Annotated in this window: 20 protein-coding genes and 1 other RNA gene; 9 read left to right on the top strand and 12 right to left on the bottom strand. The window is 24.9% G+C overall.

Going from position 1 to position 25156, the window contains the following annotated elements:
* Nucleotides 1-2 precede the first annotated feature (2 nt).
* Complete coding sequence (locus ACH5BH_RS08040; RefSeq protein ID WP_423298012.1) at nucleotides 3-2846, top strand: EAL domain-containing protein; 2844 nt, start codon at nucleotides 3-5, stop codon at nucleotides 2844-2846.
* 246 nt (nucleotides 2847-3092) lie between these two features.
* On the opposite strand, the gene ACH5BH_RS08035 is transcribed toward ACH5BH_RS08040, so the two are convergent.
* Nucleotides 3093-3425: a hypothetical protein gene (locus ACH5BH_RS08035; protein WP_404305476.1), complete on the bottom strand. Its 333-nt coding sequence runs from the start codon at nucleotides 3423-3425 to the stop codon at nucleotides 3093-3095.
* A gap of 123 nt (nucleotides 3426-3548) precedes the next feature.
* Here ACH5BH_RS08035 and ACH5BH_RS08030 point away from each other — a divergent pair, with 123 nt between their 5' ends.
* Nucleotides 3549-4325 carry an NYN domain-containing protein gene (locus ACH5BH_RS08030; protein ID WP_404305474.1) on the top strand — a complete coding sequence of 259 codons (777 nt, stop codon included), beginning with the start codon at nucleotides 3549-3551 and terminating at the stop codon, nucleotides 4323-4325.
* 596 nt (nucleotides 4326-4921) lie between these two features.
* Here the strand turns inward: ACH5BH_RS08030 and ACH5BH_RS08025 are convergent.
* A complete protein-coding gene (locus ACH5BH_RS08025; protein WP_423298011.1) occupies nucleotides 4922-5254 on the bottom strand; it encodes a hypothetical protein in 333 nt (110 codons plus the stop codon).
* Nucleotides 5255-5319: 65 nt separating this feature from the next.
* Nucleotides 5320-6507, bottom strand: coding sequence for an HNH endonuclease signature motif containing protein (locus ACH5BH_RS08020; RefSeq protein ID WP_423298010.1), 1188 nt, complete (start codon nucleotides 6505-6507; stop codon nucleotides 5320-5322).
* Nucleotides 6508-6716: 209 nt separating this feature from the next.
* Here ACH5BH_RS08020 and ACH5BH_RS08015 point away from each other — a divergent pair, with 209 nt between their 5' ends.
* Complete coding sequence (locus ACH5BH_RS08015) at nucleotides 6717-10475, top strand: hypothetical protein (RefSeq protein WP_423298009.1); 3759 nt, start codon at nucleotides 6717-6719, stop codon at nucleotides 10473-10475.
* Nucleotides 10476-10483: 8 nt separating this feature from the next.
* Here the strand turns inward: ACH5BH_RS08015 and ACH5BH_RS08010 are convergent, their stop codons facing one another.
* On the bottom strand, nucleotides 10484-11746 hold the full coding sequence (locus ACH5BH_RS08010) for a GIY-YIG nuclease family protein (protein WP_423298008.1): 1263 nt from the start codon (nucleotides 11744-11746) through the stop codon (nucleotides 10484-10486).
* Between the two features lie 1125 nt (nucleotides 11747-12871).
* Between ACH5BH_RS08010 and ACH5BH_RS08005 the strand changes: the two genes are divergently transcribed.
* From ACH5BH_RS08005 to ACH5BH_RS07995, 3 genes are all read left to right on the top strand, one after another.
* Nucleotides 12872-13195: a hypothetical protein gene (locus ACH5BH_RS08005; protein WP_423298007.1), complete on the top strand. Its 324-nt coding sequence runs from the start codon at nucleotides 12872-12874 to the stop codon at nucleotides 13193-13195.
* 115 nt (nucleotides 13196-13310) lie between these two features.
* Complete coding sequence (locus tag ACH5BH_RS08000; protein ID WP_423298006.1) at nucleotides 13311-14468, top strand: NB-ARC domain-containing protein; 1158 nt, start codon at nucleotides 13311-13313, stop codon at nucleotides 14466-14468.
* 1 nt (nucleotide 14469) lies between these two features.
* Entirely contained in the window at nucleotides 14470-14997 is a 528-nt protein-coding gene (locus tag ACH5BH_RS07995) for a hypothetical protein (RefSeq protein ID WP_423298005.1), read from the top strand.
* 150 nt (nucleotides 14998-15147) lie between these two features.
* On the opposite strand, the gene ACH5BH_RS07990 is transcribed toward ACH5BH_RS07995, so the two are convergent.
* Entirely contained in the window at nucleotides 15148-16476 is a 1329-nt protein-coding gene (locus ACH5BH_RS07990; protein ID WP_423298004.1) for a flagellin N-terminal helical domain-containing protein, read from the bottom strand.
* 181 nt (nucleotides 16477-16657) lie between these two features.
* Between ACH5BH_RS07990 and ACH5BH_RS07985 the strand changes: the two genes are divergently transcribed.
* Nucleotides 16658-17245 (top strand): tyrosine-type recombinase/integrase, encoded by a 588-nt coding sequence (locus ACH5BH_RS07985; RefSeq protein ID WP_423298003.1) that lies wholly within the window; start codon nucleotides 16658-16660, stop codon nucleotides 17243-17245.
* Nucleotides 17246-17688: 443 nt separating this feature from the next.
* Here the strand turns inward: ACH5BH_RS07985 and ACH5BH_RS07980 are convergent, their stop codons facing one another.
* Genes ACH5BH_RS07980 through ACH5BH_RS07960 form a run of 5 tightly spaced genes read right to left on the bottom strand, consistent with a single transcriptional unit; the run spans nucleotide 17689 to nucleotide 20989 of the window.
* Nucleotides 17689-18081: a hypothetical protein gene (locus tag ACH5BH_RS07980; RefSeq protein WP_423298002.1), complete on the bottom strand. Its 393-nt coding sequence runs from the start codon at nucleotides 18079-18081 to the stop codon at nucleotides 17689-17691.
* A gap of 1 nt (nucleotide 18082) precedes the next feature.
* Nucleotides 18083-19795: a DUF5906 domain-containing protein gene (locus ACH5BH_RS07975; protein WP_423298001.1), complete on the bottom strand. Its 1713-nt coding sequence runs from the start codon at nucleotides 19793-19795 to the stop codon at nucleotides 18083-18085.
* Between the two features lies 1 nt (nucleotide 19796).
* Complete coding sequence (locus ACH5BH_RS07970) at nucleotides 19797-20585, bottom strand: hypothetical protein (RefSeq protein ID WP_423298000.1); 789 nt, start codon at nucleotides 20583-20585, stop codon at nucleotides 19797-19799.
* The gene (locus tag ACH5BH_RS07965; protein ID WP_423297999.1) at nucleotides 20566-20793 is read right to left on the bottom strand and encodes a hypothetical protein; all 228 of its coding nucleotides are present in this window, start codon (nucleotides 20791-20793) and stop codon (nucleotides 20566-20568) included. Before ACH5BH_RS07965 ends, ACH5BH_RS07970 begins: the two co-directional genes overlap by 20 nt.
* Nucleotides 20783-20989 (bottom strand): helix-turn-helix transcriptional regulator, encoded by a 207-nt coding sequence (locus ACH5BH_RS07960; RefSeq protein ID WP_423297998.1) that lies wholly within the window; start codon nucleotides 20987-20989, stop codon nucleotides 20783-20785. Before ACH5BH_RS07960 ends, ACH5BH_RS07965 begins: the two co-directional genes overlap by 11 nt.
* Before the next feature lie 131 nt (nucleotides 20990-21120).
* Here ACH5BH_RS07960 and ACH5BH_RS07955 point away from each other — a divergent pair, with 131 nt between their 5' ends.
* The gene (locus tag ACH5BH_RS07955; protein WP_423297997.1) at nucleotides 21121-21960 is read left to right on the top strand and encodes a hypothetical protein; all 840 of its coding nucleotides are present in this window, start codon (nucleotides 21121-21123) and stop codon (nucleotides 21958-21960) included.
* 6 nt (nucleotides 21961-21966) lie between these two features.
* Here the strand turns inward: ACH5BH_RS07955 and ACH5BH_RS07950 are convergent, their stop codons facing one another.
* A complete protein-coding gene (locus ACH5BH_RS07950) occupies nucleotides 21967-23202 on the bottom strand; it encodes a tyrosine-type recombinase/integrase (RefSeq protein WP_423297996.1) in 1236 nt (411 codons plus the stop codon).
* 184 nt (nucleotides 23203-23386) lie between these two features.
* Nucleotides 23387-23784, bottom strand: a transfer-messenger RNA (tmRNA) gene (gene ssrA, locus ACH5BH_RS07945).
* Nucleotides 23785-23921: 137 nt separating this feature from the next.
* Here ssrA and ACH5BH_RS07940 point away from each other — a divergent pair.
* On the top strand, nucleotides 23922-25124 hold the full coding sequence (locus ACH5BH_RS07940; protein ID WP_423297995.1) for a saccharopine dehydrogenase family protein: 1203 nt from the start codon (nucleotides 23922-23924) through the stop codon (nucleotides 25122-25124).
* Nucleotides 25125-25156: the final 32 nt, after the last annotated feature.

Genomic DNA, 25156 nt, shown 5'->3' with positions numbered 1-25156 from the left:
TAATGTTTTTTAAAACTAAGAATGGATTTATAACTTTAATTTTAATAGCTTCATTTTTATTAAGTGGACTTGTATTTTATTTATTTAAAATAGAAAATAGTACAAAAAATTATGATAATTATAAAAATAGTTTTACAACTTTAAGATTAATTGACAAAGACTTTGAAAACTTCCTTAATAAAAATAGTAAACTAATAAATTTTGATTTTATTGTAAAAAAAACTAATAGTTTTGAAGAACATTTATTAAAACTACAAAATAGTAGTCTTACAAATGAGTTTGGAAATGATTTTAAAATATTACTAAAAGATATTGAGATTCTTTATTTAAAAAAACTGGAATTAATAGAAGATTTCAAATCAAGATATTCAAATAGACTTAACTCTTTACACTATCTTTTCGATTTAAATAAAAGTATTACAAATGATGAAGGTAAAAATAATGAATTAAAAAATACTATTAATCAAATAACTTTTTTATTAGTTCAAGATTATGTAAATGTAAATGAAAATAAAAAAGCCATAGAAAAACTTTTATCTAAAATTCAAGAAAAAGATATTGATTTAGATATAGATTTTTTTCAAAAACATACAAAAAATATATTAGTTCTAAAAAAAGAACTATTGATGATTTTAGAAGAATCAAAAAAAATACATTTAAGTGAGAATATAGTTGAAACTTCAAATTATTTAGAAAAAGTTTATGACAAGGAACTGTTTTATCAATTAGTTATTGCATTAGTCTTTTTTGTTTTATCTGTTTTTTTAGTAATTATTATGATAAAACTTTATTTAAATACCTTAAAAATCCAAAATGAACTACAAGCTTTCAAGTACGCTGTACAACATAGTGATAATTCGGTAGTTTTAACTGATCCAAACAGAAAAATATTATATGTAAATGAAATTTTTGAAAGTAACTCTGGATATAAAAAAAGGGAAATAATTGGTAGCAAACCAAAAGTTTTACAATCTGGTTTAACACCTCGAAGTAGATATAGAAAATTAAATGAAAAACTAAAAAATGGTCAAAAATGGGAAGGTGAATTTATTAATAAAAGAAAAGATGGTACGATTTATTATGAAAAAGCTTCAATTGTTCCTATTTTTTTAAATGGTGAAGTTGTAAATTATCTTGCTATAAAACTTGACATTACAAAATATATAAAACAACAAGAAGAGTTAAAAGAATCAGCTATTGTATTTGAAAATACTCAAGAAGGTATTTTAATTATTGATAGAAGTGGAGATATTATTTCTGCTAATAAAGCTTATGAGGAAATCTCTGGATATACAAATAAGGAATTAATAGGTAGAAAACCTAATGTTTTAAAGACAAATAAACAAGATAAAATGTTTTATAAAAAAGTATTAACATATTTAAATAGATATGGGCATTTTAAAGGAAAAGTAAATGATATCGCAAAAGATGGTACTTTAATTCCTACTTGGTTAAATATTACAGCAGTGAGAAATAAAGAAGGAAAAATATTAAAATATATTTCAATTCATACAAATCTTCAAGAAATTATTGATACACAAGAGAAAGCCGACTTTTTAGCTTATCATGATAGTTTGACATCTCTGCCTAATAGAGTGATGTTAGAAGAACACTTAAGTCATGTAATAGATATTTCAAAACGAAATGATTATGTAGTATCACTACTTTTCTTAGACCTTGATAGATTTAAAATTATAAATGATACTCTAGGACATAATATAGGAGATAAACTTTTAATAGAAGTTTCAAAAAGAATAAAATCAGTTTTAAGACAATCTGATATGCTTGCTAGAATGGGTGGAGATGAATTTGTAATAGTATTAGAGTCAGCCAAAAATAAAAATAGTGCAGGTTTTGTATGTGAAAAGATTTTAGAAATTGTAAAACAGCCTATTAAAATAGATAATTTTAGATTAAATACAAGTGCAAGTATTGGTGTAGCTATGTATCCAAATGATGGAGATACAATGCAAACATTAATTAAAAATGCAGATACAGCAATGTATTATGCAAAAAAACAAGGTAAAGATACTTTTGAATATTATGATGAAAAACTCTCTGTTGATGTACATGATCAACTAGTTATAGAGCAGTCTTTAAAACAAGCAGTAGAAAAAAATGAATTATATTTAACTTATCAACCTCAATATGATTTAAATACTAGAAAAACAAAATCTTTTGAAGCACTTGTACGGTGGAAAAATGATAAATTAGGTTTTGTATCACCTGCTACTTTTATTCCTATAGCTGAGGATACAGGACTTATTGTTTCTATAGGAGAGTTTATTTTTAAGAAAGCTTGTGAAGATTTTATGAAGTTTAAATCAATAGATAGAACTTTAGAATATATAGCAATCAATATTTCAAGTGTACAATTTAGATCAGCAGATTTTTTACTTAATATTAAAAAGATAATAGATGAAGTTGGAATAAAACCAAATCAAATTGAATTGGAATTAACAGAAAGATATATTATGGATTTTGGTGAAGATAGTATAAAAATGTTGAATGAATTAAAATCTTTAGGTTTTAAAATGTCAATTGATGATTTTGGTACAGGTTATTCATCTATGAGTTATTTATCTAAACTTCCTGTAGAAACTATTAAAATTGATAAAGCATTTATTGATTATATACCAAAAGATAATAATAACTTACAAATTACAAAAGCAATAATCGCTTTAGCTAAAAGTTTAGGTTATAAAACAGTAGCAGAAGGTATAGAGTATCCTGAGCAAGAAGATGTTTTAAATAGGCTTCATTGTGATATTGGTCAAGGCTTTTTTTATGCAAAACCACTTGAATTTAAAGCCATAAAAGAAATGTTAGAAATACAAAATATGTAATTTGGTTACAATGTTATAAAAAATGTTATAAAAAATATAATAATTTAATATAAAAAGAATATTTAAATGATAAAATTATTATTAATAAGTTATATTATTAGTGACAAGGAGAGTTTAAATGGATAATTTATATACAATGTTAGGAGCTATATCTTTTATAGGTTTAGTATCTTTAATGACTGTTTATTATCTTGATAGAAAAAAATCATCATAAATAGAAGTTTTATACTTCTATTTATATAATAATTAATCTTTAAGTGTTTCAATATCAACTAGTTCAATACCTATACAATCTTTTTTATTTAGTTTTCTAGCATTGGCGTCTTCTTCTGCTAATGATACTAAATCTGCAAAATCATCTTTTCTAGCTTCAAATTGATAAAACTCTTTTTGGGTTTCTATTTTTATATTTGAATCACTATTTTTTGTATTTAGAGCTATATTTCTGATACCTTTTGCAAATTCTGCTTTTATAGCTTTAGCAACTTTTTCATTTGTAAGCAATTGCTCTAATGTGATTTCTAAGTTAAAATCTGACTTGCACAAAATCTTGTAAGTAACCAAAATTTTACCTTCCATAAAATAAACCTTTATTTTTGTTTTTTATATTTTAACAAAACTTTTTTGATTGTTTAGATTTTATTGCATTTTGTTATATTTTAGATAAAATCTAAATTATATAAATTTGAGGATATTTTATCAATGGGAACTAATCAACAAAAAAATATTGCAATGTTTATTGATTGTGATAACGTTAGTGCAAAATATATAGATAGTATTTTTAAAGATCTATCTCAATATGGAAAAATCACTATTAGAAAAGCTTATGGTGATTGGTCAAGTAGACATCTCAATGCTTGGGAAAATGTTTTATTAGACTATAGTATTCAACCTTATCAGCAATTTGCTTACACAAATAATAAAAATGCTTCTGATATTGCAATAGTAATTGATGTTATGGACTCAATATATACTAAAGATATTGATATAGTTGCTTTGATTACAAGTGATAGTGATTTTACTCCACTTGTTGCAAGAATATTATCAGATGCAAAAACCGTACTTGGATATGGAGAAGAAAAAACACCAGATGCCTTAGTAAAAGCTTGTTCTCAATTTATTTATGTAGAAAAATTTATTCAATTACAAGAAAAAGCACAAGTAATTGATGATACTAATGAATATAAATATGATTTTAAAATAAGTTATAAAGGTGATGATTATGATGCAAAAAAAGATAAGAATCTAAAAAAGTCTCTTCTTGATGCCGTTGAGCAAGTATCAGGTGATAATGGATGGGCTGATTTAAAAGATGTAGGTTTATATATCAGTCAAAATAGTTCTTTTTCACCAATTAATCATGGATTTAATAAATTAGGAGCATTAATAAAATATCTTGATATTTTTGAAGTTAGGTATATAAATGATAATTTAACTATGCTTGTAAAACCTAATAAAAAGGTTTTTGGTAAGTATTGAGAATAAAAGTAGATTTATTAAGTTCTGTTAATTATTTTGGTGGAGATGTCCACAACCAAAGAAGACTATACTAGAGGCTCAGTTGCAACATTTATTATAAAATACCCCTTTATATACCCCCTAAGATTTTTTCTTGAATAAGTATTTGGCATTTTTATAAGTTATATTTTTAATCAAGAATTAATGTTTAAATATAAAGTGATTCTCTTATTTACAAACATAAAGTTTACTAACTATTTAGAATAATTATATAAATTTTATGTTTGTAAATAACTTGTATAACTTATTCATCTTATATTTTAACGTAAAAAATTAATTATTTTTAAGTTATGTATAAATTTATATCCACCGATGGGACTCATATTTACTTTTATATCGTATTTAATGGCTGTATTTCAGTTTTTACCTATTATTTTACCCATAAAAATTTAATACTTTTTATTTATTTTTTTTCATTGCTGGTTGGAAGATTATTTAATATTTCCATGCATTATCAAGAGGACGTCCATTACCTCCTGAAATGTCTAGTTTTTTACAAACTATTTTATAATACTGAGGTAGAATTCCCGGTATCTTTTTATATTCACGATGATCATTTAGAGCCTTATATTTGGGAATAAATCCCATAAATTATTACCAGTTATGTGATTATTTAGTTGGGGAAAATTTGAAAAACCATGTGTTATGTATATTCTTATATATAATTCTATTTCTTTTTCTACATTTGTTTTTATTTCAGAACTTGTACTGGATATATCAGTGTTTTCTAATGATATATTTTGAGAATTAGTTATTTCTAAATTAGATATTTCTTCATCAATATTTTTAGAAAGTTTTATAAATGAATTATATTTTCTTTTGTCATCTTTAAATTTTTCTGCATTTTCAAGTGCATTTTTTCTTCTTATATATAATGTTTTTAAGTCCAAAGTATTCCTGTCTTTGTAAGTTTATTGTATGTTTTTTCATAAAATTAAAATATATGTTATGAAAATTAAATATCTGGTTTTATGAGTAATTCATTTATAAAATTTTCATCAACTAATAAATCTTCTTGTTTATAATAAAGGTCTTCTTCTAATTCATCATGATTAAAAAAAGGATTCGAAGAATTATGCTTCTTAGGGAATCCAATAATATAAGGGCTTATCGAAATAACCCAGTTATCACCATCTTTAAACGTATTTTTAACAACACCATATATAGAATATAAAGTTTTTTTACCTAATCTTGCTAAAGCTGACATTGAAAGGGCATATTGTGGACTGATATTACATTCTATTTTAATTTTATTTTTTTTATAGTGAAACATAATTAACGGAGAAGTGTCATTTACAGGAATTTCAATAGAACGACTATAAAATCCTCCTGTAAAAAAAACATATTGTCCATTAATTTGTTGCTTGTTAATAGAACGTATTTTAAAAAGATCTCGTAAGTCTATAAAATTCTTTTTTTTCGCAACTTCTTTTAATAATTCTAAATAGTGAATTCCTTCTCCTGAACTAATGTAACTAAATACCATAGATGATGTAGATAAGTTATTACGAACATAATATTCATCAAAAAAACCATCAGAATTTAATATTTTTTTATTTCTTAAATATTTTGAAGCATAAGTATTTGGTATTTCTTTAAAAGTTAGAAACACAATTTCCTCTAACCTTTGAATATTAACAAAGTCAACAACTTCTTCATGTATATTTATATTTTCACTTGCCTTACTAATATTATGCTTTTTTACTTCTTCTTCCCATAATAATTTTGATTTTCTTAACTGTTCTTTTGTAATTTTATTTGTAAGTGAAAGACCTTGTTTGTGTGCTAAATCATGATCAGAAGGGCATAAAACAATTAAATTATCATATGAGTTATCTTGAGTCTTTTCATATTCTTCAATATGATGAACTATAAAACTATCACTTTTTTTACCTTTACATATATTGCATATATAATTACTGTTTGTAAGTAAAGAATCTATTGTATCACTATCAATAGGCTTTCTTATAACAGCATTTTTAACTATTGATATTTCATTTTCACTTAAGTTATATTTCTCTTTCAAATCTTTTTTAGATAAATTTCTACATTTAGATATTGTTAAATCATTAGTTTCTAATTTTAAAGATAAACTTTTATCTATTCCATATTTAATAAAGTTTTCTACAGTATTGTTATACATTTGACATAAACCTTTTATCATTACTTAATTAAATATTAATAATACAATAGTCTTGTCACAAATACCGTCACAATTTTTTAAAAGTTTTAGATTTTTTTGAATTGTTCTTATTCTTGTCACTCAAACTGTGACACTATTCATATATAATTCTAAAATGATAAAATATTTTATATAATAAAATTACTTATATAGAAAGTTTAGGAAACACAATGTCTAAAAAAAATCAAATAGAAAAAGCCTTACAAGAAATTGATGCGAGTAAATTTCATAAACTTATAGATTCTTATTTATCAAAAGAATATTCTTATAAAATCACATCAAATGGTACAAAAACAGCAGAAGATAAACCAACAACAGGAACACCTGATAGTTTTGTAATACTTGAAAATGGTAAATATATATTTATTGAATATACTACACAAAAAACAAAGATTAAAGACAAGTTTTTAGATGATATAGAAAAGTGTTTTGATGAAGAAAAAACAGGAGTAAAAGTAAATAATATAGAAAAATTAATACTTTCTTGTAATACAGACTTAACTCCTGATGATATTGAAACATTAAAAAGTAAATGTACTGAAAAGAATATTGATTTCCTTTTTTTAGGGATTTCAACAATTTCAAATGATCTTACTAATAAACATTCAAACATTACAAAAGACTTTTTAGATATTTCAATAGATACAAGGCAAATATTAGACTATGATGACTTTATAAAAAACTACAATGCTAATAATTATTCTACTTCATTAGATACATCACTATTATGTAGAGAAGAAGAATTTAAAAAGCTTTACTCATATATAGAAAATTTAGATATCACAATAATAAGTGGGTCAGCAGGTATAGGAAAAACTAAATTAGCTCTTGAAGCTTGTAAGAGCTTTGCAAAAAAAAACAATTTTCAGTTTAAAGCAATTTTAAATAGAGGTGCTGATATTTTAGATGATATTCTAGCATACTTTAATGATGAAGATAATTCCTATTTAATACTAATTGATGATGTAAATAGAATACATACTGCACTTGATTATATACAAGGTTATTATGGAGATAAATTTCAAACTAAAAAATTAAAAATAGTTGCTACAGTAAGAGATTATGCAAAAGATAAAATACTAAATAACATACCTACAGGACTATATTCTGATGAATTTGAATTAAAAGCTTTAAAAGATGATTCAATAAAACTAATATTAAAAGAAGAATTCAATATTATAAATCATTCTTATGTTGAAAGAATTATAGATATATCTTCGGGAAATCCTCGTTTAGCTATAATGGCAGCATCTGTAGTAAATAAAGAAAATACCTTAGACTCAATTTATGATGTAACGGCACTTTATGATGAATATTTCTCAAAAATTAAAGATGATTTAAAACTATTTAATAATGATGAGTTACTTTTAACTATAGTTATAGTATCTTTTTTTAGAGTGCTAGATAAAACCAATGAGATACAAGTTGAATTAATAGAAACTACTTTTGGTATTTCAATAGACACATTATGGAAAAATATAGAAGAATTGCATCATTTAGAAATATTTGATTTATATGAAAATGAAGTAGTAAAAGTTTCCGACCAAATACTATCAACATATTTATTTTATAAAATAGTTTTTGTAGATAAAAAGATACAAATAAATACTTTCCTAGAACACTTTTTCCCAAAGTATAAAACAAAATTTATAGATGTTCTTATTCCACTTTTAACTACATTTGATACACAGCACATAATTGCTATTTTAAAAGAACCTGTAGATCAACTTTGGCACAAATATATAGAAGATGAAGGAACTTTATATGAAGTAATAAACTCATTTTGGTTTTTAAAACAAACTGAAATACTTATTTACTTTAATAAAAAAATTGAAAATATAGAATATGAAACATTTGATATAAATGAAATCAACTTTGTAGATAGACCAAACACAAACTTATTAAATGATCCTATTTTAGAAAAACTTAGTATCTTTAAGAATGACTCTATACAAAATATTCAAATGGCTACAGAATTACTTTTAACTTATTTTGAGAAGAAACCATCAATAATTCAGCCATTATTATATGTTTTTACAAAAGAATATGGGTTTAAATATGACAGCTATCGTTATGGTTATGAAAGAGAAAACGTAGTACTAAATACTATTTGGGCTTTCTGTAAAGATGGTAAGAACGAACTAATCACTAAACTATTTATTCAAGTATGTAAAGACTTTCTAAAAATTGAATTTGAAGAAAATAAATCTAAAGGAAGAGAAATTCAGATAAGTAGATTTAAATTAGCCGAAACAGATGAATTAAAAAAGATAAGAGAAAAAATATTTAACTACTTAAATTCTCTCTATAAAATAAATATTTATCAAAAAGATATTTTACATCTATTAAGTCAATATTCATATGGTAGAGGATTTAGACATAATGTAACTGAAGTTGAAAAATGGGATAGTGAAAATATTTTAAAATTTATACATGACAATTTTAATTCAGACTCCTATTATGAATCAAAAGTAGTACAAAAATACCTTGATCTTCTTGAAAAATTTGAAATTGAATATAATCAAGAAATAAGAATAAAATTTAATAACCATATCTATGATTTAGAAAAGGTTATGACAACTGATAAATATGAAATAAGAAGAAAAGATAATAAAACTATTGATATTGTAGAAGCAGAAAAAATTAAAAGAAAAGAATTATTTGAACTAATAAAAAATTTCAAATTAAGCAATTGGATACAATTATTTGAAAACTTTAGTGAATTTTATAATAAAGATAAAAAAAGAGACAATTACAAGTTTTATAATAACCTATCTGAACTTTTTGAAATTCTTTTAGAAACAGATGAAAAATTATTTATTCAAGTTCTAGAAGAATACCTAAAGATAGGAAACCCTTACAATCTCAGATTAAACTTTACTAGTTTAATCAATATATTAAATAAAGATAATTCTTATAAGCTTTTAGAAAAATACTCATATGAAAATAAAGATTATTGGTTATTCTGCTTTTTTATATTTTTACCAAAAGAATTAACCTCAAAAAATGATATAGAAAAGATTATTAACTTTTATAAAACTGTAGACAAAAATTCTATTCCTTATAATTTAGATTATTTAGAAAAGTACTTAGAGTTTGAACCAAATATTTTTATCCAAGTTACCAAAATACTAACGGAAAGAACAAAAAATGAAGATGAAAACTTTATATTAAATATAGAAATGATTTATGAACAAAATTCAAAAATATTTAAAAACCTTGAAGTTTATTTTAAAAATGATTTAGAACAACTAAAAACTTTTTATTTAGTATGTATGCAAACAAATAAACATTTTGACTATGAATGTTATGGTTTAAGTAAACTTATTGATATAGATAAGTCTTTTCTAGAAAGATATATTGATACTTTATTTAAGAATAAAGACTATTTGAGTTCTCGTGATATATGGAATAATTTTTCACAACTTTGGTTAAGAGTTGATTATGAAGATATATTCTTTAAGTTGATTGAAACTATTTTCTTAAAAACTAAAGAAAACTGGAGAAAAGGGGAATCATTAGAAAGTTTTCTTAACTATCAACAAGAAGAAGAAATAGATGTTAAAATAGATTTATTAATACAAAAGTATATTGATTTGTTTAATAAAGATGAAAAGAGAATTAAATTTCTATTTGATTTTATTTCAGAGCTTTCATACGAGAAAAGAGAAAAGTTTATTTCCTATTTCTTGAAAAAGAATAGTTCCTTTGAAATATTTAAGAAGTTATCTTTTGATCCAATGGTTAAAAGTTGGTCAGGAAGTAGAGTTCCCTATTTACAAAAAGAAAAAGATTATTATAATTCTTTACTTCAATATTTAAATGGTATTAAATTTCTTGAACATAAACAATTTATTGAAAATGAGATTAAATATATAGAAAAAGATATAAAAAGAGAAAAGAAAAGTGATTTTATGGATGATTATTAATTAAATAATCATCCTATTAATCCTTGTTCTATTAAATAATCATGATTTGCTTTTATATTAATATCAATATCATCGAAAATATTTTCGATTTTAGGTGTAGAATATTCAAGTAATATATTTTTTCTATATAAGCTTTCTAGTGCAATAAAAAAAGAATATATTTGTATATACTCCATAAGCTCATTGATTTTAAAAGTTGTTGTTAGATTTTTTTCACTATCTATATCAATTACATTTTGATGACAAGTTAATATCATTAATATTACTTGAACTAGATAAAGACCATTATCATCATTTTTTAAACTACCATATAAAAAATCCTCTGTATCTCTTGATAATCTTTCTAGTATTTCATTTGAAAAGTTCTGAGGTAAGAATCTTTCTATTCCTTCTACACTAAATACAAAATTATCAATAAGTTCATCTCCTATAAAAATAACTTTAGAGTTTTCATAGTCAATAGGTCTATATACAAATTCATTATATTCTTTTGAGATACTATTATGTCTTTTTTCATTAAGGTAGCTAAGAATTTTTTTTATTGATTCTTCGCTAGTCCAGTGAGATGAAGCAGTACTATCTTTATTTAAATTTATATCTAGACAAGTATGTTCTTCGTTTGTTTTATAAGATGAGAATACACGATTAAAGGTTTTAAAATTTGTATCTAATGTTTCAAATGTAATATCAGGAATATCTTTTTTGTTACTATCAAATAAAACTTTAAATTTGTGTCTTTCTTCTGTTGTAAGGTTATCAATACCAATAATATTTAATGACGATAAAAAGTTTAGAGCTTTAAGTTTAGATTTATTATTTTCTTTTTTTATTTCATATTGTTTTAATGCAAAATCAAAGCTTGAATTATATTCTTGTTGAGATGAAGATACTTTTATTAAACTCTCAATTTCTTCTTTTTCAAAGTCTACAAAATGTTTAGAGTAATTATCAGATATTTCTATTTTTATATGGTTTATTAATAATTTTAAAAAGTCCTCATAGCACTCCATACTAAACCATTCATTATGACCATTATATCTTTTTTCTACAGGTAAATTAATATTAAATCGCTTAAGTGTTTTTTTTAATTTATTTTCAAACTCTGTTACTTCATCCTTTGTATACATAAATATTTTTTTAGATTTTGATACATCGAATGAACCAAATTGTCTAAGTTGTTTTGATCTAATATCTATTTGAAAAGAAAATCCAATTTTAAAACATGGACGATCTTTTTTTACTAATAAGTATAAATGTGTCACTTTTGACATAAGTTACTCCTTATATTAAATATATAAGAATATTAGCTAATAAATTAATATCTACTTTAAAGTATTGCATACTGTAATTATATGTGTTTAAGTAGTAGCTTAATAAATTAAAGTTTATTTTAAAATAATGTTTTAAATATAAATAAAATTACTTTTTATCAAAGTAATTATTTGGCAAAATTATATAAATAATTTTTGTCATAAGGTTATATATTGTTCAATTTAAATTTTAATTTTGAAGTTGTGAAAACAGAGTTTAATATGCAAGTGGTAATTTCTCATATTTTGAGATTAAAAAAGGTTATTTTAATAGGGTTACTATTACTATTTGCACCTTTAATTATTGGGGATTTATTTTTATTCTATAAATTTGGGTTATCATTAAATAATTATTTCAGTTTGATATTAAATGATTATTTATATAAGTCTTTAGGTATCATATTTCTAATATCACTTGTTTTATTTATTATTGTATCTGGGGTAAAGTTTATTATAAGTGATACTCTTTCTTTTATTAATTTTGATAAGATTAATAAAGTTAAGAAAGAAAAGAATTATAGGAAAATAAAAACATTTTTTATAAAAATAGTGAAAGTAAGTTTTCTATTTATGCTTTATTTTTCCTTTTTATTTGTAGTATTACTATTAATTACTTTAATAGAAGAACTTCGCAGTCAATTTATAATATTTGTTCTTATCATATTTTCACATATTTTATTTTTATCGTATTTATATAAAAAACTATTTAAAATTGATAATGATTTTAAAAAGTTTAAAAGTGAGCAAGTTTCATCTATTAATAATATTAATTCTATAGTAGTTTTTCTTTCAAGTGTTATATCAGTTTTTTTATTAACAATTATCATATCAATAATAGGAGTTATTTTTTATAAAGGCTTATCCATTCTTTTTGCTGTAGTAGAAAGCACTTTAATATTAACTTTTGTTATTGTTTATATGTTTTTTAGTTTTACTATGGATTTAAAGTTTTCTACTCAGTTAGTATCAAAAAACTATAAAGCTAAAAAAAAGTTTATTAATTTAAATTTTATATTTTTAATAATCTATATTTTTATCTCTTATAATATGTATATAAATAATACTCATTCTTTTATAAATAAAATATTGAATAATAAGTCAAGCTTCATTGAATTTTCACTTAACTTAATGTTGAATCCTAATTTAGTAGAAAACACTGAACAAGCTATAGCAGTTAAAAATAAAATACTTCATACTTCAAACTCTACTCTTATAGATGATAAGATAGTTATTCCACGAAATAGTGATAAATATATTTCTTCATTTATTAAAATTAGTGATGAACAATTACTATATTTTGTAAGAGAAAGAAATAAACAAATACTTAATATATATTTGATAAAAAAAATAAAAGATAGCTATTCTTTAATTAAGCATTCTAAAAAGCATGTAACGGATTTATCTTGGTAATCTTCCTAATTAAAGAAAAGAACTATTTAGCAATATAATTATATTATTATCTTTTTGGTAGTTTAATTATGTATTAAAAGATTTTATAATACTATCAAATCAAAAAAGGTTTATATTGGATATACGTAAGATTCATGATGTCTTTAATGCAGGGGGAGAGCCAACTGTTACATATATAAAAAGGGATAATCATACAAAAAAATTAGAAGAAAAAATTTCAGATGAACTATATTCATCAAAAATTATTATTATACATGGTCCATCAAAGTTAGGTAAAACAGTAATTACAAAAAAAGTTTTTAGTGAGTTAGAACATATATGGGTAGATGGAGGAACTGCTAAAAATGCTTTAGGACTTTGGGATACAATAATAATGGATGCTGATGATAAATTTAATACAAATAGATTTCAATCTAGAACTGATGAAAATGCACAAATAATAGGGGTTAATATCTTAAAAAATAAAAAACTACCTTTAGTAATTGATGATTTTCACTTGATGCCGGAAGATGAACAAAAGAAAATAATTCAATCTGTTAAAAGTTTGGTTTTTAATGCTATACCTATTGTCCTTATTTCTGTTCCACATAAATTAGTTGATGTGGTAAATGCAGAAAGAGAAATGAATTCAAGAAATATTGATATTGAAATACCGACTTGGGAAATAGAAGAATTAGAACAAATAGCTATTGAAGGCTTTAAAAAGTTAGAATTAAATAATGATAAAACTATGATTGATAATTTTATAAGAAATAGTTTCGGGAGTCCTTTTATTATGCAAGAACTTTGCTATAAAGCTACAATAGCTAGTAATGAAAGTGATTTTAGTGCAGGGAAAGTAACTAATCCATTAGTTAAAACATCAGAAAGGATGTTTTATGGTGAAATTGCTGAATCATACTGTACAGATGAGTTTAACTGGGTTTTGAATGGTTCAAAATCTCATTCAACCTCTCGAAAAGAGGTTGAAAAAACCAATGGTTCAAAAATCGATATATTTCAAGCAGTAACAACTGGGATATCTATGTCAAAAATTGATAAACCAATTATATATCTTGAATTAAAAAAGAATATAATGGCAATATTAAAAGATGAGCCTGATAATTCAAGAATTACCTATGTTTTAAATAAAATGACTTCATTAGCGAAAACTCTATCTTCATCTAGTGATGTTATACGTGATCCTATTCTAGAATGGGATACTGATAGTAAAATTTTATATTTAATAGATCCTTTCTTAAAGTTTTATATTAAATGGAGTGGTAAGTATTAAAATGAATTGGGAATTTATATCAAAGTTTGGTAAAAATAAATTAATAAAGTCATCAACAGTGTGGGTTATTATTGTTCCTATTTTTTTAAAAATCACTCCCGAAATTGAAAAAATGTTCCAACTGACTCTAACCTTACCTTTTTCGTGGGAATTATTTTATTATGCTTCAATATTTTTTATGATAGGAACTTTTATATTCCAATATTATTGTCCAAAGATAATATATGAGAATAATTCTTATGCAGATTTTAATACTAAAGGAGTAGGTATTTATCGTCTTCTTGATTATTCAAAAGGTAAAACTGAAGTTGAATCTGAAATTGAAGTTGCAATAGAAAATAAGGATGTAATTAATGAAAAAGAAATATTTAGTAAAATTTTAAATGAAAGCTTAGAAGATAAGAGTCTTAGTAGAAAGTTTATAGTATTTTTTTATTCTATTGGTATTCTTCTATTTTCAATTGTTTTTCTTCAAAATATTATAACAGTGGTATTGTATACAGTAGAAAATTTTAAAATTATGAATTAGCATATTTATTGTATAGTATAGTATCAATTATTCTTCTATAATCTAATAAGATGAGAGGGATTTTAATATAGGATATATCGAACCATTGTTTGGTGGAGACACTAAAACTAATGATGAATAGATAGTGAATTTTCAGAAATTAATGTTAAGTTATTTAAGTAATTCAAGAACTCTTTGTTGAGTTTCATTATTTTTAGATTGCGCAAATGAACCAGCTTGACCAATAATATTTAGTTTATTAAACTTAGAGCTTTCCTCTGCATAATCTATATCTCTAATAACACCTTCTGCATTTTTTGTATTCACATAGTTAGTCATATTGTTTCTAATTGAAGATTCTATTTGATTTACAGAAGAACCAATATTACCTCTTATGCTATTTAACTCATTTAGTGAATCATCTATAATACCCATTAATTTAGTAGCTTGTTGTGTTAAGTTTGTATCGTCTCTATATTTTGTTGAAACAGACTCTGTTATAGGATTTAAACTGTCATAATCAAAATTAAATGGTCCTACATCTTGAGTATTTATAGGTATTGAAATAATCTTCTGGATGAGGTTATCACCTCTTTTTATTGTTACAGTTATATTAATAGGTTCATTATTCGGCCATGTATTAGTATGATTTCTAATCCAAAAATCATATTGTCCATTAGGTGCAGTAGTTGACCAATAGAAATTCTCTTGATTTGGATTGTCAACTAACCCATCGTTATTCCCTCTATCATCTACATCCCATACTCCACCACTTGCTGTTGTTGTATCTATTCCGGGTCCTGAATCATATGTTGATGAATGATAGCCTATTGCATCACCTAATGGATCCATTACAGTTGGGTCAATGTCTATATCTTCATCCCATGAGAAATTAACTCTTACAACTCCAGAGTTTCCTACAAGCCCATTTTCATTGTCTAAAGGTTTTACTATCTCATTAAATCCAGTAAGAAACCCCGCAAGTTTATTTGGAACTATATCTTTTCCTATTTCATGTGAATATACAGAATCTATATCTGCACTAATTATATCATTACTACTGTTTCCTACTTGAAAAGTAAACGGGCTTCTTTCTCCTGTTAATAAAGGTAATGAATTATAATTTGTTTGTTTAACTATTGAATCGTAATTATCAATCAATTTTAGGATTTCAGTCTTTATAATCTTTTTACCTTCTTCTGATGTAGTATCAGTAGCCATTTGAATAGACTTTGATTTTATAATATCAAGAATGTTGCTAAGTTCACTCATTGCTTTATCTGCAATATTTAACATAGCTACAGCACTATTAGCATTTTCAATTCCTTGTTTAATTCCACTAGCATGAGTTCTTAACTTATCTGCAATAGCTAGTCCTGATGCATCATCACTAGCTTTGTTTATTCTAAGTCCTGTAGATAACTTATTTAATGAGTTAGTAGTTTCTTTTTGATTTGTAATACTATTATTTAGTGCTGCAAAGGTATTGTTTAAAATCATATATAGACTTTACTCTCCTATTTAATTTATTAATATACTTACTTGATGTCCAATCAATGTTAAATTTTATTAAAAAACATGAAATGTATTAAATTATTCGGTTTAACGCGAAAAACTCAGTGAGTTGTGAGTTTAAAACTCATAAAATCCCTTTATATAGGACAAATTATAAGGTCATAATATGAAAAAGAAAAATATCACTAAGATTAGAGAGAATATTACAGAAGTTGAATATCAAAAGCTTCTTACTTATTTACGAGGTAAAAATAATATTAATAAAAATACGAAAGAGAATCTTCAAAGGACTTTCATTTTGCTTTATTTTACTGGTATGAGAATTAATGAAGTAAAACAGTTAACGGTAATTGATATTTTAACTATACTTAAAAATCAAGAGTTAATTATAGTAACTCATAAAACAACTAAAGAAAGAAAACTATTCTTTTCTAAAGAAGCAGTGAAACAAATAAAAAAACATTTTGTATTTAGTGAATTAGACTCAAATACCGATTATATAATAAGGGCTAAAGGTAATCCTAAAAAAACACCTACTGCATTAACATATATTTCTCAAGTAAATAAGTTTATACAAGAAGCATTAGGTCATAGGTATTCATCACATTCTTTCCGCGCTGGTTTGATTACTGATATGAGTAAATCAATAAATCCAAAGTTTATAAAAGAGTTTATTGGTCATAGTGATATAAAAACTACAATGCGGTATATTAAACCCACAGATGATGATTTAAAACAATGTTTGATTAGGTAGTGCTCTTTTTAATAATTTTATAATTGTAAGTTTTATCTACTTTTTACAATGATTGTGTTAAAATTCTTAATAGTATATTTTAATACATTTTATGTTGTTTATCATTAAAAAAAGCACAAAACGGCCTGTTAGCCGTCTTGTTTTTTATTTATTCTTTTAACCTCAGTTATTAACTCCTCCGAAACATTAAATGCTATTGCTAACATTTGAATTGAACCTTTACTATTAACAATATTAATGTAAAGTAGTTTCGGATTTATATTAGTTGGATTATCTACACATATAGCTTCTAACTTTTCTTTTAACTTAGAATTAATTTCTTAATATTTAGTCATTTAAAACCTTTTATATTTGAATACTATTAATTTATTTCTATACAAAAGAAGGGCCGTGATATAATCTTACTAATATAAGAAATATAGGTAAAATAAGTAAATTACAATTTAAATAACAGTAAAAAAGTTAATAAAGTTACTTAATCTTATTGAATATTTATCGAGATTTTTTTTATTCTTCCAAATAGAAGTTTGTTCATCATAAAAAAATATATCATTATTTATAAAACCATTGACAGAGTAACTTTTAAAATTTTCTAAATTCTTGTAGTAGTTTTTGTCATAATATTGATTGATCTTTATACAAAAATTATCCTTGTAATAAGCAATAACTTCATTGTACTTATTCATAAAAATGAAACTATTATCATCAATTTTTTTTGCATAGTGAGGAAAAAGTCTTTTCAGTGTTTCTTCATCTTTTTCTATCTTATCCTCTATAATAAGAAATAAGTGTTCTTTAATTACATTTATTTGAGTAATATCATACTGTGTAGTCATTTTAGTATCCTTTACTTATATAATTTGGCATAGTTTTTACTTGCCATTCATTAATTGCTGAGTTGATTTCAACACCATATTTTTTAGTAAAAATAGCTCTACACCTATCCAGTGAAGATATAATTTTTGCATTTTTACCATCTTGACTTTTAATTGTTTCTTTTATTATTAAGTCATTAGGTAAGAACCTTTTTTTGATTGACTTGATGAATGTTGCAGTAGAGTCATAGTTCTTTTTTCCATTAGCTTTTAGAAAGCTTTTGAAGCTTTCATGTAACGCTTCATTCGAAACTCTTACACTTAAATCACTATCAAAATTACATAGTTGTTCACCAAATGAACCATTCTCAAGAACATCAAACCACCATTGTTCATACAGATCCAATGAGTGTAATAATTGATCCATAACAGCTTCAGACATAGGAGCCTTATACAAATATTTTTCCCATGGCTTATAATTAAAATTCATTAAGTCATACATTAAAGATTCTTTGAACTCTTTTGTTGATACTAACTTATTAAACTGCTCAAAAAACTCAAAATTACCTCTATAAGTAGATGCCGCGTGAGAGATAGTATATCTTCGCTCATCTGCTGTCACCAAAACTACATGATCAGAATTTGAATCTAAAATCAAATGCGTATAGTTTTCACCTTTATAAGTCATTGAACCTTTGATTTCATACACAAAATCAATATCTGTAATAAGTGACTTTAATTTACTCTCATCAGCTTTTTGCCCACTCCAAAATGCTTCGTTTCCATATAAAAGTAGGCAGTTCTGGAGGTGGGAATTAAAAGATCCGAAGATTCTTTTAGGATCTGCACTTTCCATAAAATAGTGTCCAAATAATGAAGCAAATACTTTTACAAAAGTTCCCTTTCCACAGCCTTTTTCTCCAATAATGACCAGTGCTGTTCCTTTCCAAAATGGATTCTGAATAGTTTTAGCCATCCATGAACAAATTACATTAAAAATTAATGTATCATTATTTGCAATGACTTTTCTTACAAAATCCCAATAAAATGAGGTGTCTACAGATTTAATTGGCTTATACGGCCATCCTTTAAATAAATTATATTCATAAGGTTTTACTTTACTTGGATCCTTAAAAACTATAGAAGTATAATCTTCTCTGTTTTTACTAGAGGTAAAGATATCAACAGGATTATTAATCTTCTTGCTAAATAAAGCTTTTAACTTCTTATTCTCAAACTTGATTTTTAAGTCATGCTTGCTATAGATTTCTAAAACATCTTTATCTTTTGCAATAAATCCAACTTTACCACCAGATTGTATTAAGGCATAGGAATTCATGTATTTAAAGGCTTTATTTTCTAAATACTTAATGTCATAACAATATTCAAAATGTATTTGTAAGTCTTCATCTTCTGTAGCTTTTAAGACAAGCTTTGAAATATTTTTTACAAACTTATTATGTTTCTCACTAGATACTAAGTATCCAGCAAGTTCTTCTATGATTTTTTCGATTTCATTAGTATATTTATGAAATTTTAAAATAGACTCTATATCTAATTCATCAAAATCTAATTTATATTTTTTCCCACCACGAAGGTGGCTATAAATGTACGCATTAAAAAGATATTTAGTATTTAATATAGCCCTAGAAGGGCCCTTATCTTGTTCTATTACATCTCTAATATAAATATTTTGGTTTGTTTTATTTAATAGTTGTAGTATTGATATACTCATTTTAATTTACCTCTACTAATGTTTTTACAGAGATTACACTCTCTTTAATTTGTTTTACTACAATATTTGTAGCGACATCTTGCGTTAAGCCTTTAGAAACTAATTCATTGATTTTTGAAGTTTTATAAGCTCTTTTTGTTTGTTGAATTAAATCTTGTTTTTCAATTTTTAACTGTTCATAAATAGGTCTCCAATCTGGAAGATGGTCATAATAAACTTTTGATAAATCTAAACTTTCTTGGCTATTCATATTTGAGATAAGACTTTTTGGTCTATCTTGATATAAACCGTCTTTACAAGTTGGTTTAGCTTCAAAGCAAAGACGAGATAAAGCAGATTTCATAACACTTAAATCTAATGCGTACCTCATACTTGCACTTCCATCTTTATGAATTTTCAAAAAATATTGTTGATGATATATACAAGCTCTTTTTATGTATTCAATTAAATTATTAACTGTTTCTTCCGAAATGTTTGTATTTGTCCAATAAGCATGAAAGGAGTTACTACTGTTAACTAGTTCACCTTTACTATTTTTTATCCCATAACTTGATCCATATCCAATTAAACACTCAACCTTATTAAAACCCAGAGGTAGTATTTTAATTAATAGACTATAGAATTCATCTAATGTATTAATTATCATATATGAGGGCATTGCCTCATCCTGATCGTAATCTCCTAGTAATAGAGATGTTAAGAAGTATAAAAAATATTTATTACTTCTTGATATAGTAAGAGGAGGATTTTCCTGTCCTTTTTTTACTATCTTATAAATCTTGTTGTTCATTTATTACTCCTAAAATTATCGCTTGGTTTGAATGTAAGTTTTCTAATACATGATAAAATTCACTAAGTGAGTTCACCTCAAAAGTCTGAGCTGTTCCTTTTACAAGAAATGCATTTGATTCTTTTTTTATTTGACCATATTGATCTAGAGAGAAGGTCTTATTTAAAGAACCTTCATTATTTGTAATTAGAGTAAATTTAATTTTCATCTAAATCTACCTTTTTCTTTGATTTCTCAATGTAGAAGACTAAATCTTTAGATTTTATAAGTCTAACCTTTGGACTTGGCGCAAAGGAAGGTAGAATTCCTTTTTTTATTAATGACCATATATGGCTTTTACTAATTCCTGTAATTTCAGACGCTTCATTTGGTCTTAAATAAATTTTGTTTTTTAATTGTTCCATAATTTCTCCTTTTGATTTTTATGTACAGTTTAGATTTCTATATAATAGAACGAAATATAATTTAAATTCTTTATTTAAGGGGTTTTGGATAAAATAAAACGTAATATTTTTGTATCTATAAAAGGTTGAGTTTGAAGATAGAAATAGATGAACTAAGAAATAAGTTGTTAAATAAAACAAACTGTTTTTGGTCTGTTAAAAACATTAATAAGTTTATTAAAAATGAATATAGTCTTAATATACCTAAATCCACTACAAGAGAGTATATAAAAAGAATGGGATTTAGTTTTGAGGATATATCAAATAAAAGAAAATTTTTATTATCTATAAATAATTACAAAAAACTAAAAGAAGATGCAAAAATTGAAAAAGCTTCAATTTTTTTAGTTAATGTAGAAGAATCTATTATAAAAGTAATAAAACTAGACAGTAATGAATTCTTTTTTTTATTAGACTTTGATAATGATTTTGAACTTTTCTTTAATAAAATATTAGATTTATATAAAATTGTATTTATTGTTTTTGAGGATATATCTGGGGTATTAAGAAAACACTTAATTAAAAAAGAAAAAGAGTATAAAAATAGACTTGTAGTTTACAAGTTTAATTATAGTGTTAATTATTCGTTATTAAAGCATTTAGAAGTAGATAACAGTACTCAAAAAATAAATCTTGTGAACTTTTACAAGAAAGAAAATAAGAAAAGAGATTTAAGAAATGAAAAAATAAATCTTGTAAATTTTTACAAGGAAGAAAAGAAAAAAAGAGATTTAAGAAATGAAAAGAGAAGAGAAAATTATAAGAATAAGACTTTATTAAAAAAGACTACAAGTTTAATTGAAAATAAGTTTTCAACAGAAAAAAAAGATGATAAGCCTTTTATAGAGAACTCTGAACTTTATAATTATAATGAGATGGATTCTTTTGATGACATAGATGATTCTTTAAATGAAGCTATTTTAAATAAATAATAAGCTTTAACTTTTTTTTACATTATCTAAATAATTTGCATACCAGTTTATTAAATCTCTCATTGGAACTTTGTATTTAGCTCTATTATATGCTTCTTTTACTTTATTTCTTTCTTCATGTGCTAGTAATGCTTCAATAATTTCACTTGAATGGTTGTGTCCATTTTCAATATTCATATTTTCATATGCAATAGTAGAAAACATAGCCCTAAAACTATGTGGAACAAATTCTTCTTTTGTATAACCCATCCTTCTAATTGCTGATAATAAAGTGTTCTCACTCATTGGCCTATCTTTTTGTCTAAAGCTTGGGAAAATATAGTTATTATCTCCTGTGATTTTTTTTACTTCATTTAGTATTTCTAATACTTGTTGAGGTAAGGGGATTATAAATTCTTTTTTTGCTTTCATTTTATTAGCTGGTATAATCCATTCTTTATTTTTAAAACTTATCTCTGACCATTCTGCATGTCGAATGTTATAGCTTCTTACAAATACATAAGGAAGTACTTTTAAAGCCATTTTTGTTGTATAGTCACCTTCATAGTCATCAATAGCAAGTAGTAATCCTCTTATATTCTTTTCTTTTGTAAAGGTTGGGTAATGCTTTTTTTGAGGTTTCCCTAATATATTTTTAACTTCAATGTCTGCAATAATATTATGTTGAGTATATTCAAGTGTTACGGCATATTTAAAGATTTTATTTAGTAACATAAATACTCTATTTCCAGTTTCAATAATTCCTTTACTTTTTAAATCTTTTAGAATTTCTATAATATCTAATCTTGTGATATCAGAAATTGGTTTATTTTTTAAAAATGGATAAATATAATTTTCTAAAGCCCTTTCAAGTTTATAGTGATAGTTTTCTGATACTTCAGTAGCATAATTTTTATGCCATTCTTGAGATACTTTATAAAAGGAATTTTCTTTTTTTTCTTCATCCATCTTATTTTGTATTTTTTTTTCTCTTTTTTCTTTATTAGGGTCTATCCCTTTTGCAATTAAAGATTTATATTTATCTTTTAATTCTCGTGCTTCTTTTAGTGAGATATGAGGATATAAACCTAGTGTTAATAGTTTTTCTCTATTGTCAAATCTATATTTTAGTCTCCAACTTTTTCCTCCAGCTTTCGTGATTAATATAAATAATCCTCCACCATCAAAAAGCTTGTAATCTTTATCTTTTGGTTTTGCATTTTTAATTTTCTTGTCTGAAAGAGATACAATAGTTTTAGCCATAAGTTTCCTTTAGGGGTATTTATAATTCCATGTTTATCTAATTGTACGAGAAATACCCTAAATATACCCCAATAAGTTCTGGATTATATTGATACATATAAATATTTAAAAGGGTTTTATGTTTGTGAAGATGCCATAAATAAGGGGTTAATTAAGATATATTGATATATATAAGTATTTAGTTTGGTGGAGATGTCCGGGATCGAACCGGAGTCTTAAAGCATCTACTCTTGACATCTACATGCTTAGAAAGGTTGAAAAGTTTCACTTTTTAGCAGCTCAACCTGCAAGGCAACTAAAAAGCTAAGATCTAAGGATGTCCCAAAAAAATTCAATCAATCTTTTTTTGGTAATCTATCTGGGTGAATCCGCTAAATCCTGCATAGATAGAATCTACAGAGCGAACCTCCAAAAGCTCAACCCGAAGGGAGCTCGTTATAAGTTGTTAAACTTACGCAGCTTTAGCGTAAGCTGGAGCGTAATTTGTATTGTTTGCGTCTAAAAAAAATGAGCCGCGTAACGGCATGCTCAGGCCGACATGCAATCAAGCCTCAATGCTCTAATCGAAGCCATATCATCCCCATGAAAAATATTTGAAACTATATCGTAATTTTCTTAAAAAATAGTATAAAACAAATAAATTAAAATGAAATTAGAAATTCAATAGTTATTTACTAAAAAAAGTTTATAATATCACACATATTAATTTGGAGAAAAAAATGGATAAAAAAGGTATTTTAATCATCGGTGCAGGTGGAGTAAGTAGAGTAGCTACTGTTAAATGTGCTATGAATATTGATACATTTGAAAAAATTACTTTAGCATCAAGAACAGTTTCAAAATGTGATGCAATAGCAGAAGATATTAAAAAGAATCAAGGTGTTGATATTGATACTGCGTCTGTAGATGCTGATAATATTCCTGAGCTAGTAGAGCTAATAAAAAAAGTAAATCCAAAAGTAGTGTTAAATGTAGCACTTCCTTACCAAGATTTGACAATCATGGATGCTTGTACGCAGACGGGCGTTGATTATGTTGATACAGCAAACTATGAGCACCCAGATGAAGCTAAGTTTGAATACAAAGAACAATGGGCAAGAAATGAGCAGTTTGAAAAAGCCGGAATTAAAGCTTTATTAGGTTCTGGTTTTGACCCAGGTGTTACAGGTGTATTTTGTGCTTATGCAGCTCAAAACTTATTTGATGAGATAAACTATATTGATATTATGGATTGTAATGCAGGTGATCATGGTTATCCTTTTGCTACAAATTTTAACCCTGAAATTAATTTAAGAGAAGTATCTGCAAATGGTAGATATTGGGAAAATGGTGAATGGATTGAGACTAAACCACTTGAAATCAGAGTTGATCATGATTATCCAGAAGTTGGAGTAAAGCCTTCATACCTTTTATATCATGAAGAGCTAGAGTCATTATCAAAAAATATCAAAGGCTTAAAAAGAATTAGATTTTTTATGACATTTGGAGACTCATATATTCAACACATGAATTGCTTACAAAATGTAGGTATGTTAGGTATTGAAGAAGTTGAGCATAAGGGACAAAAAATAATTCCTATTGAATTTTTAGCAACATTACTTCCTGATCCAGCTTCTTTAGGTCCCAGAACTGTTGGTAAAACAAATATTGGTTGTATTATAGAAGGTATTAAAGACGGTAAAAAGAAAAAAGTTTATATTTATAATGTATGTGACCATCAAGAGTGTTATAAAGAAACAGGTGCACAAGCAGTATCTTATACGACAGGAGTACCTGCAATGATTGGTACTAAAATGCTTTATAAAGGTATTTGGGATGGAAAAGGTGTATTTAATATCGAAGAGTTTGATGCTAAGCCATTTATGGATGAGTTAATGACTCAAGGCTTACCTTGGAAGATAATAGACTTACCAACTGAATAAAATAATAAAAAATAGTGCTTTCTTTAAGTATT

The organism is Arcobacter rhizosphaerae, assembly GCF_049472155.1.
GTDB lineage: Bacteria > Campylobacterota > Campylobacteria > Campylobacterales > Arcobacteraceae > Arcobacter_B.
Note: the sequence above shows the minus strand (reverse complement) of the source record. Positions and strands in the feature narration are given on the sequence as shown.

Bases quoted from the DNA above. Each gene is read 5' to 3' on its own strand.
- ACH5BH_RS08040 (WP_423298012.1), top strand. From the start codon at position 3: ATGTTTTTTAAAACTAAGAATGGATTTATAACTTTAATTTTAATAGCT.
- ACH5BH_RS08035 (WP_404305476.1), bottom strand. From the start codon at position 3,425: ATGGAAGGTAAAATTTTGGTTACTTACAAGATTTTGTGCAAGTCAGAT.
- ACH5BH_RS08030 (WP_404305474.1), top strand. From the start codon at position 3,549: ATGGGAACTAATCAACAAAAAAATATTGCAATGTTTATTGATTGTGAT.
- ACH5BH_RS08020 (WP_423298010.1), bottom strand. From the start codon at position 6,507: ATGTATAACAATACTGTAGAAAACTTTATTAAATATGGAATAGATAAA.
- ACH5BH_RS08015 (WP_423298009.1), top strand. From the start codon at position 6,717: ATGTCTAAAAAAAATCAAATAGAAAAAGCCTTACAAGAAATTGATGCG.
- ACH5BH_RS08010 (WP_423298008.1), bottom strand. From the start codon at position 11,746: ATGTCAAAAGTGACACATTTATACTTATTAGTAAAAAAAGATCGTCCA.
- ACH5BH_RS07995 (WP_423298005.1), top strand. From the start codon at position 14,470: ATGAATTGGGAATTTATATCAAAGTTTGGTAAAAATAAATTAATAAAG.
- ACH5BH_RS07990 (WP_423298004.1), bottom strand. From the start codon at position 16,476: ATGATTTTAAACAATACCTTTGCAGCACTAAATAATAGTATTACAAAT.
- ACH5BH_RS07985 (WP_423298003.1), top strand. From the start codon at position 16,658: ATGAAAAAGAAAAATATCACTAAGATTAGAGAGAATATTACAGAAGTT.
- ACH5BH_RS07980 (WP_423298002.1), bottom strand. From the start codon at position 18,081: ATGACTACACAGTATGATATTACTCAAATAAATGTAATTAAAGAACAC.
- ACH5BH_RS07975 (WP_423298001.1), bottom strand. From the start codon at position 19,795: ATGAGTATATCAATACTACAACTATTAAATAAAACAAACCAAAATATT.
- ACH5BH_RS07970 (WP_423298000.1), bottom strand. From the start codon at position 20,585: ATGAACAACAAGATTTATAAGATAGTAAAAAAAGGACAGGAAAATCCT.
- ACH5BH_RS07965 (WP_423297999.1), bottom strand. From the start codon at position 20,793: ATGAAAATTAAATTTACTCTAATTACAAATAATGAAGGTTCTTTAAAT.
- ACH5BH_RS07960 (WP_423297998.1), bottom strand. From the start codon at position 20,989: ATGGAACAATTAAAAAACAAAATTTATTTAAGACCAAATGAAGCGTCT.
- ACH5BH_RS07950 (WP_423297996.1), bottom strand. From the start codon at position 23,202: ATGGCTAAAACTATTGTATCTCTTTCAGACAAGAAAATTAAAAATGCA.
- ACH5BH_RS07940 (WP_423297995.1), top strand. From the start codon at position 23,922: ATGGATAAAAAAGGTATTTTAATCATCGGTGCAGGTGGAGTAAGTAGA.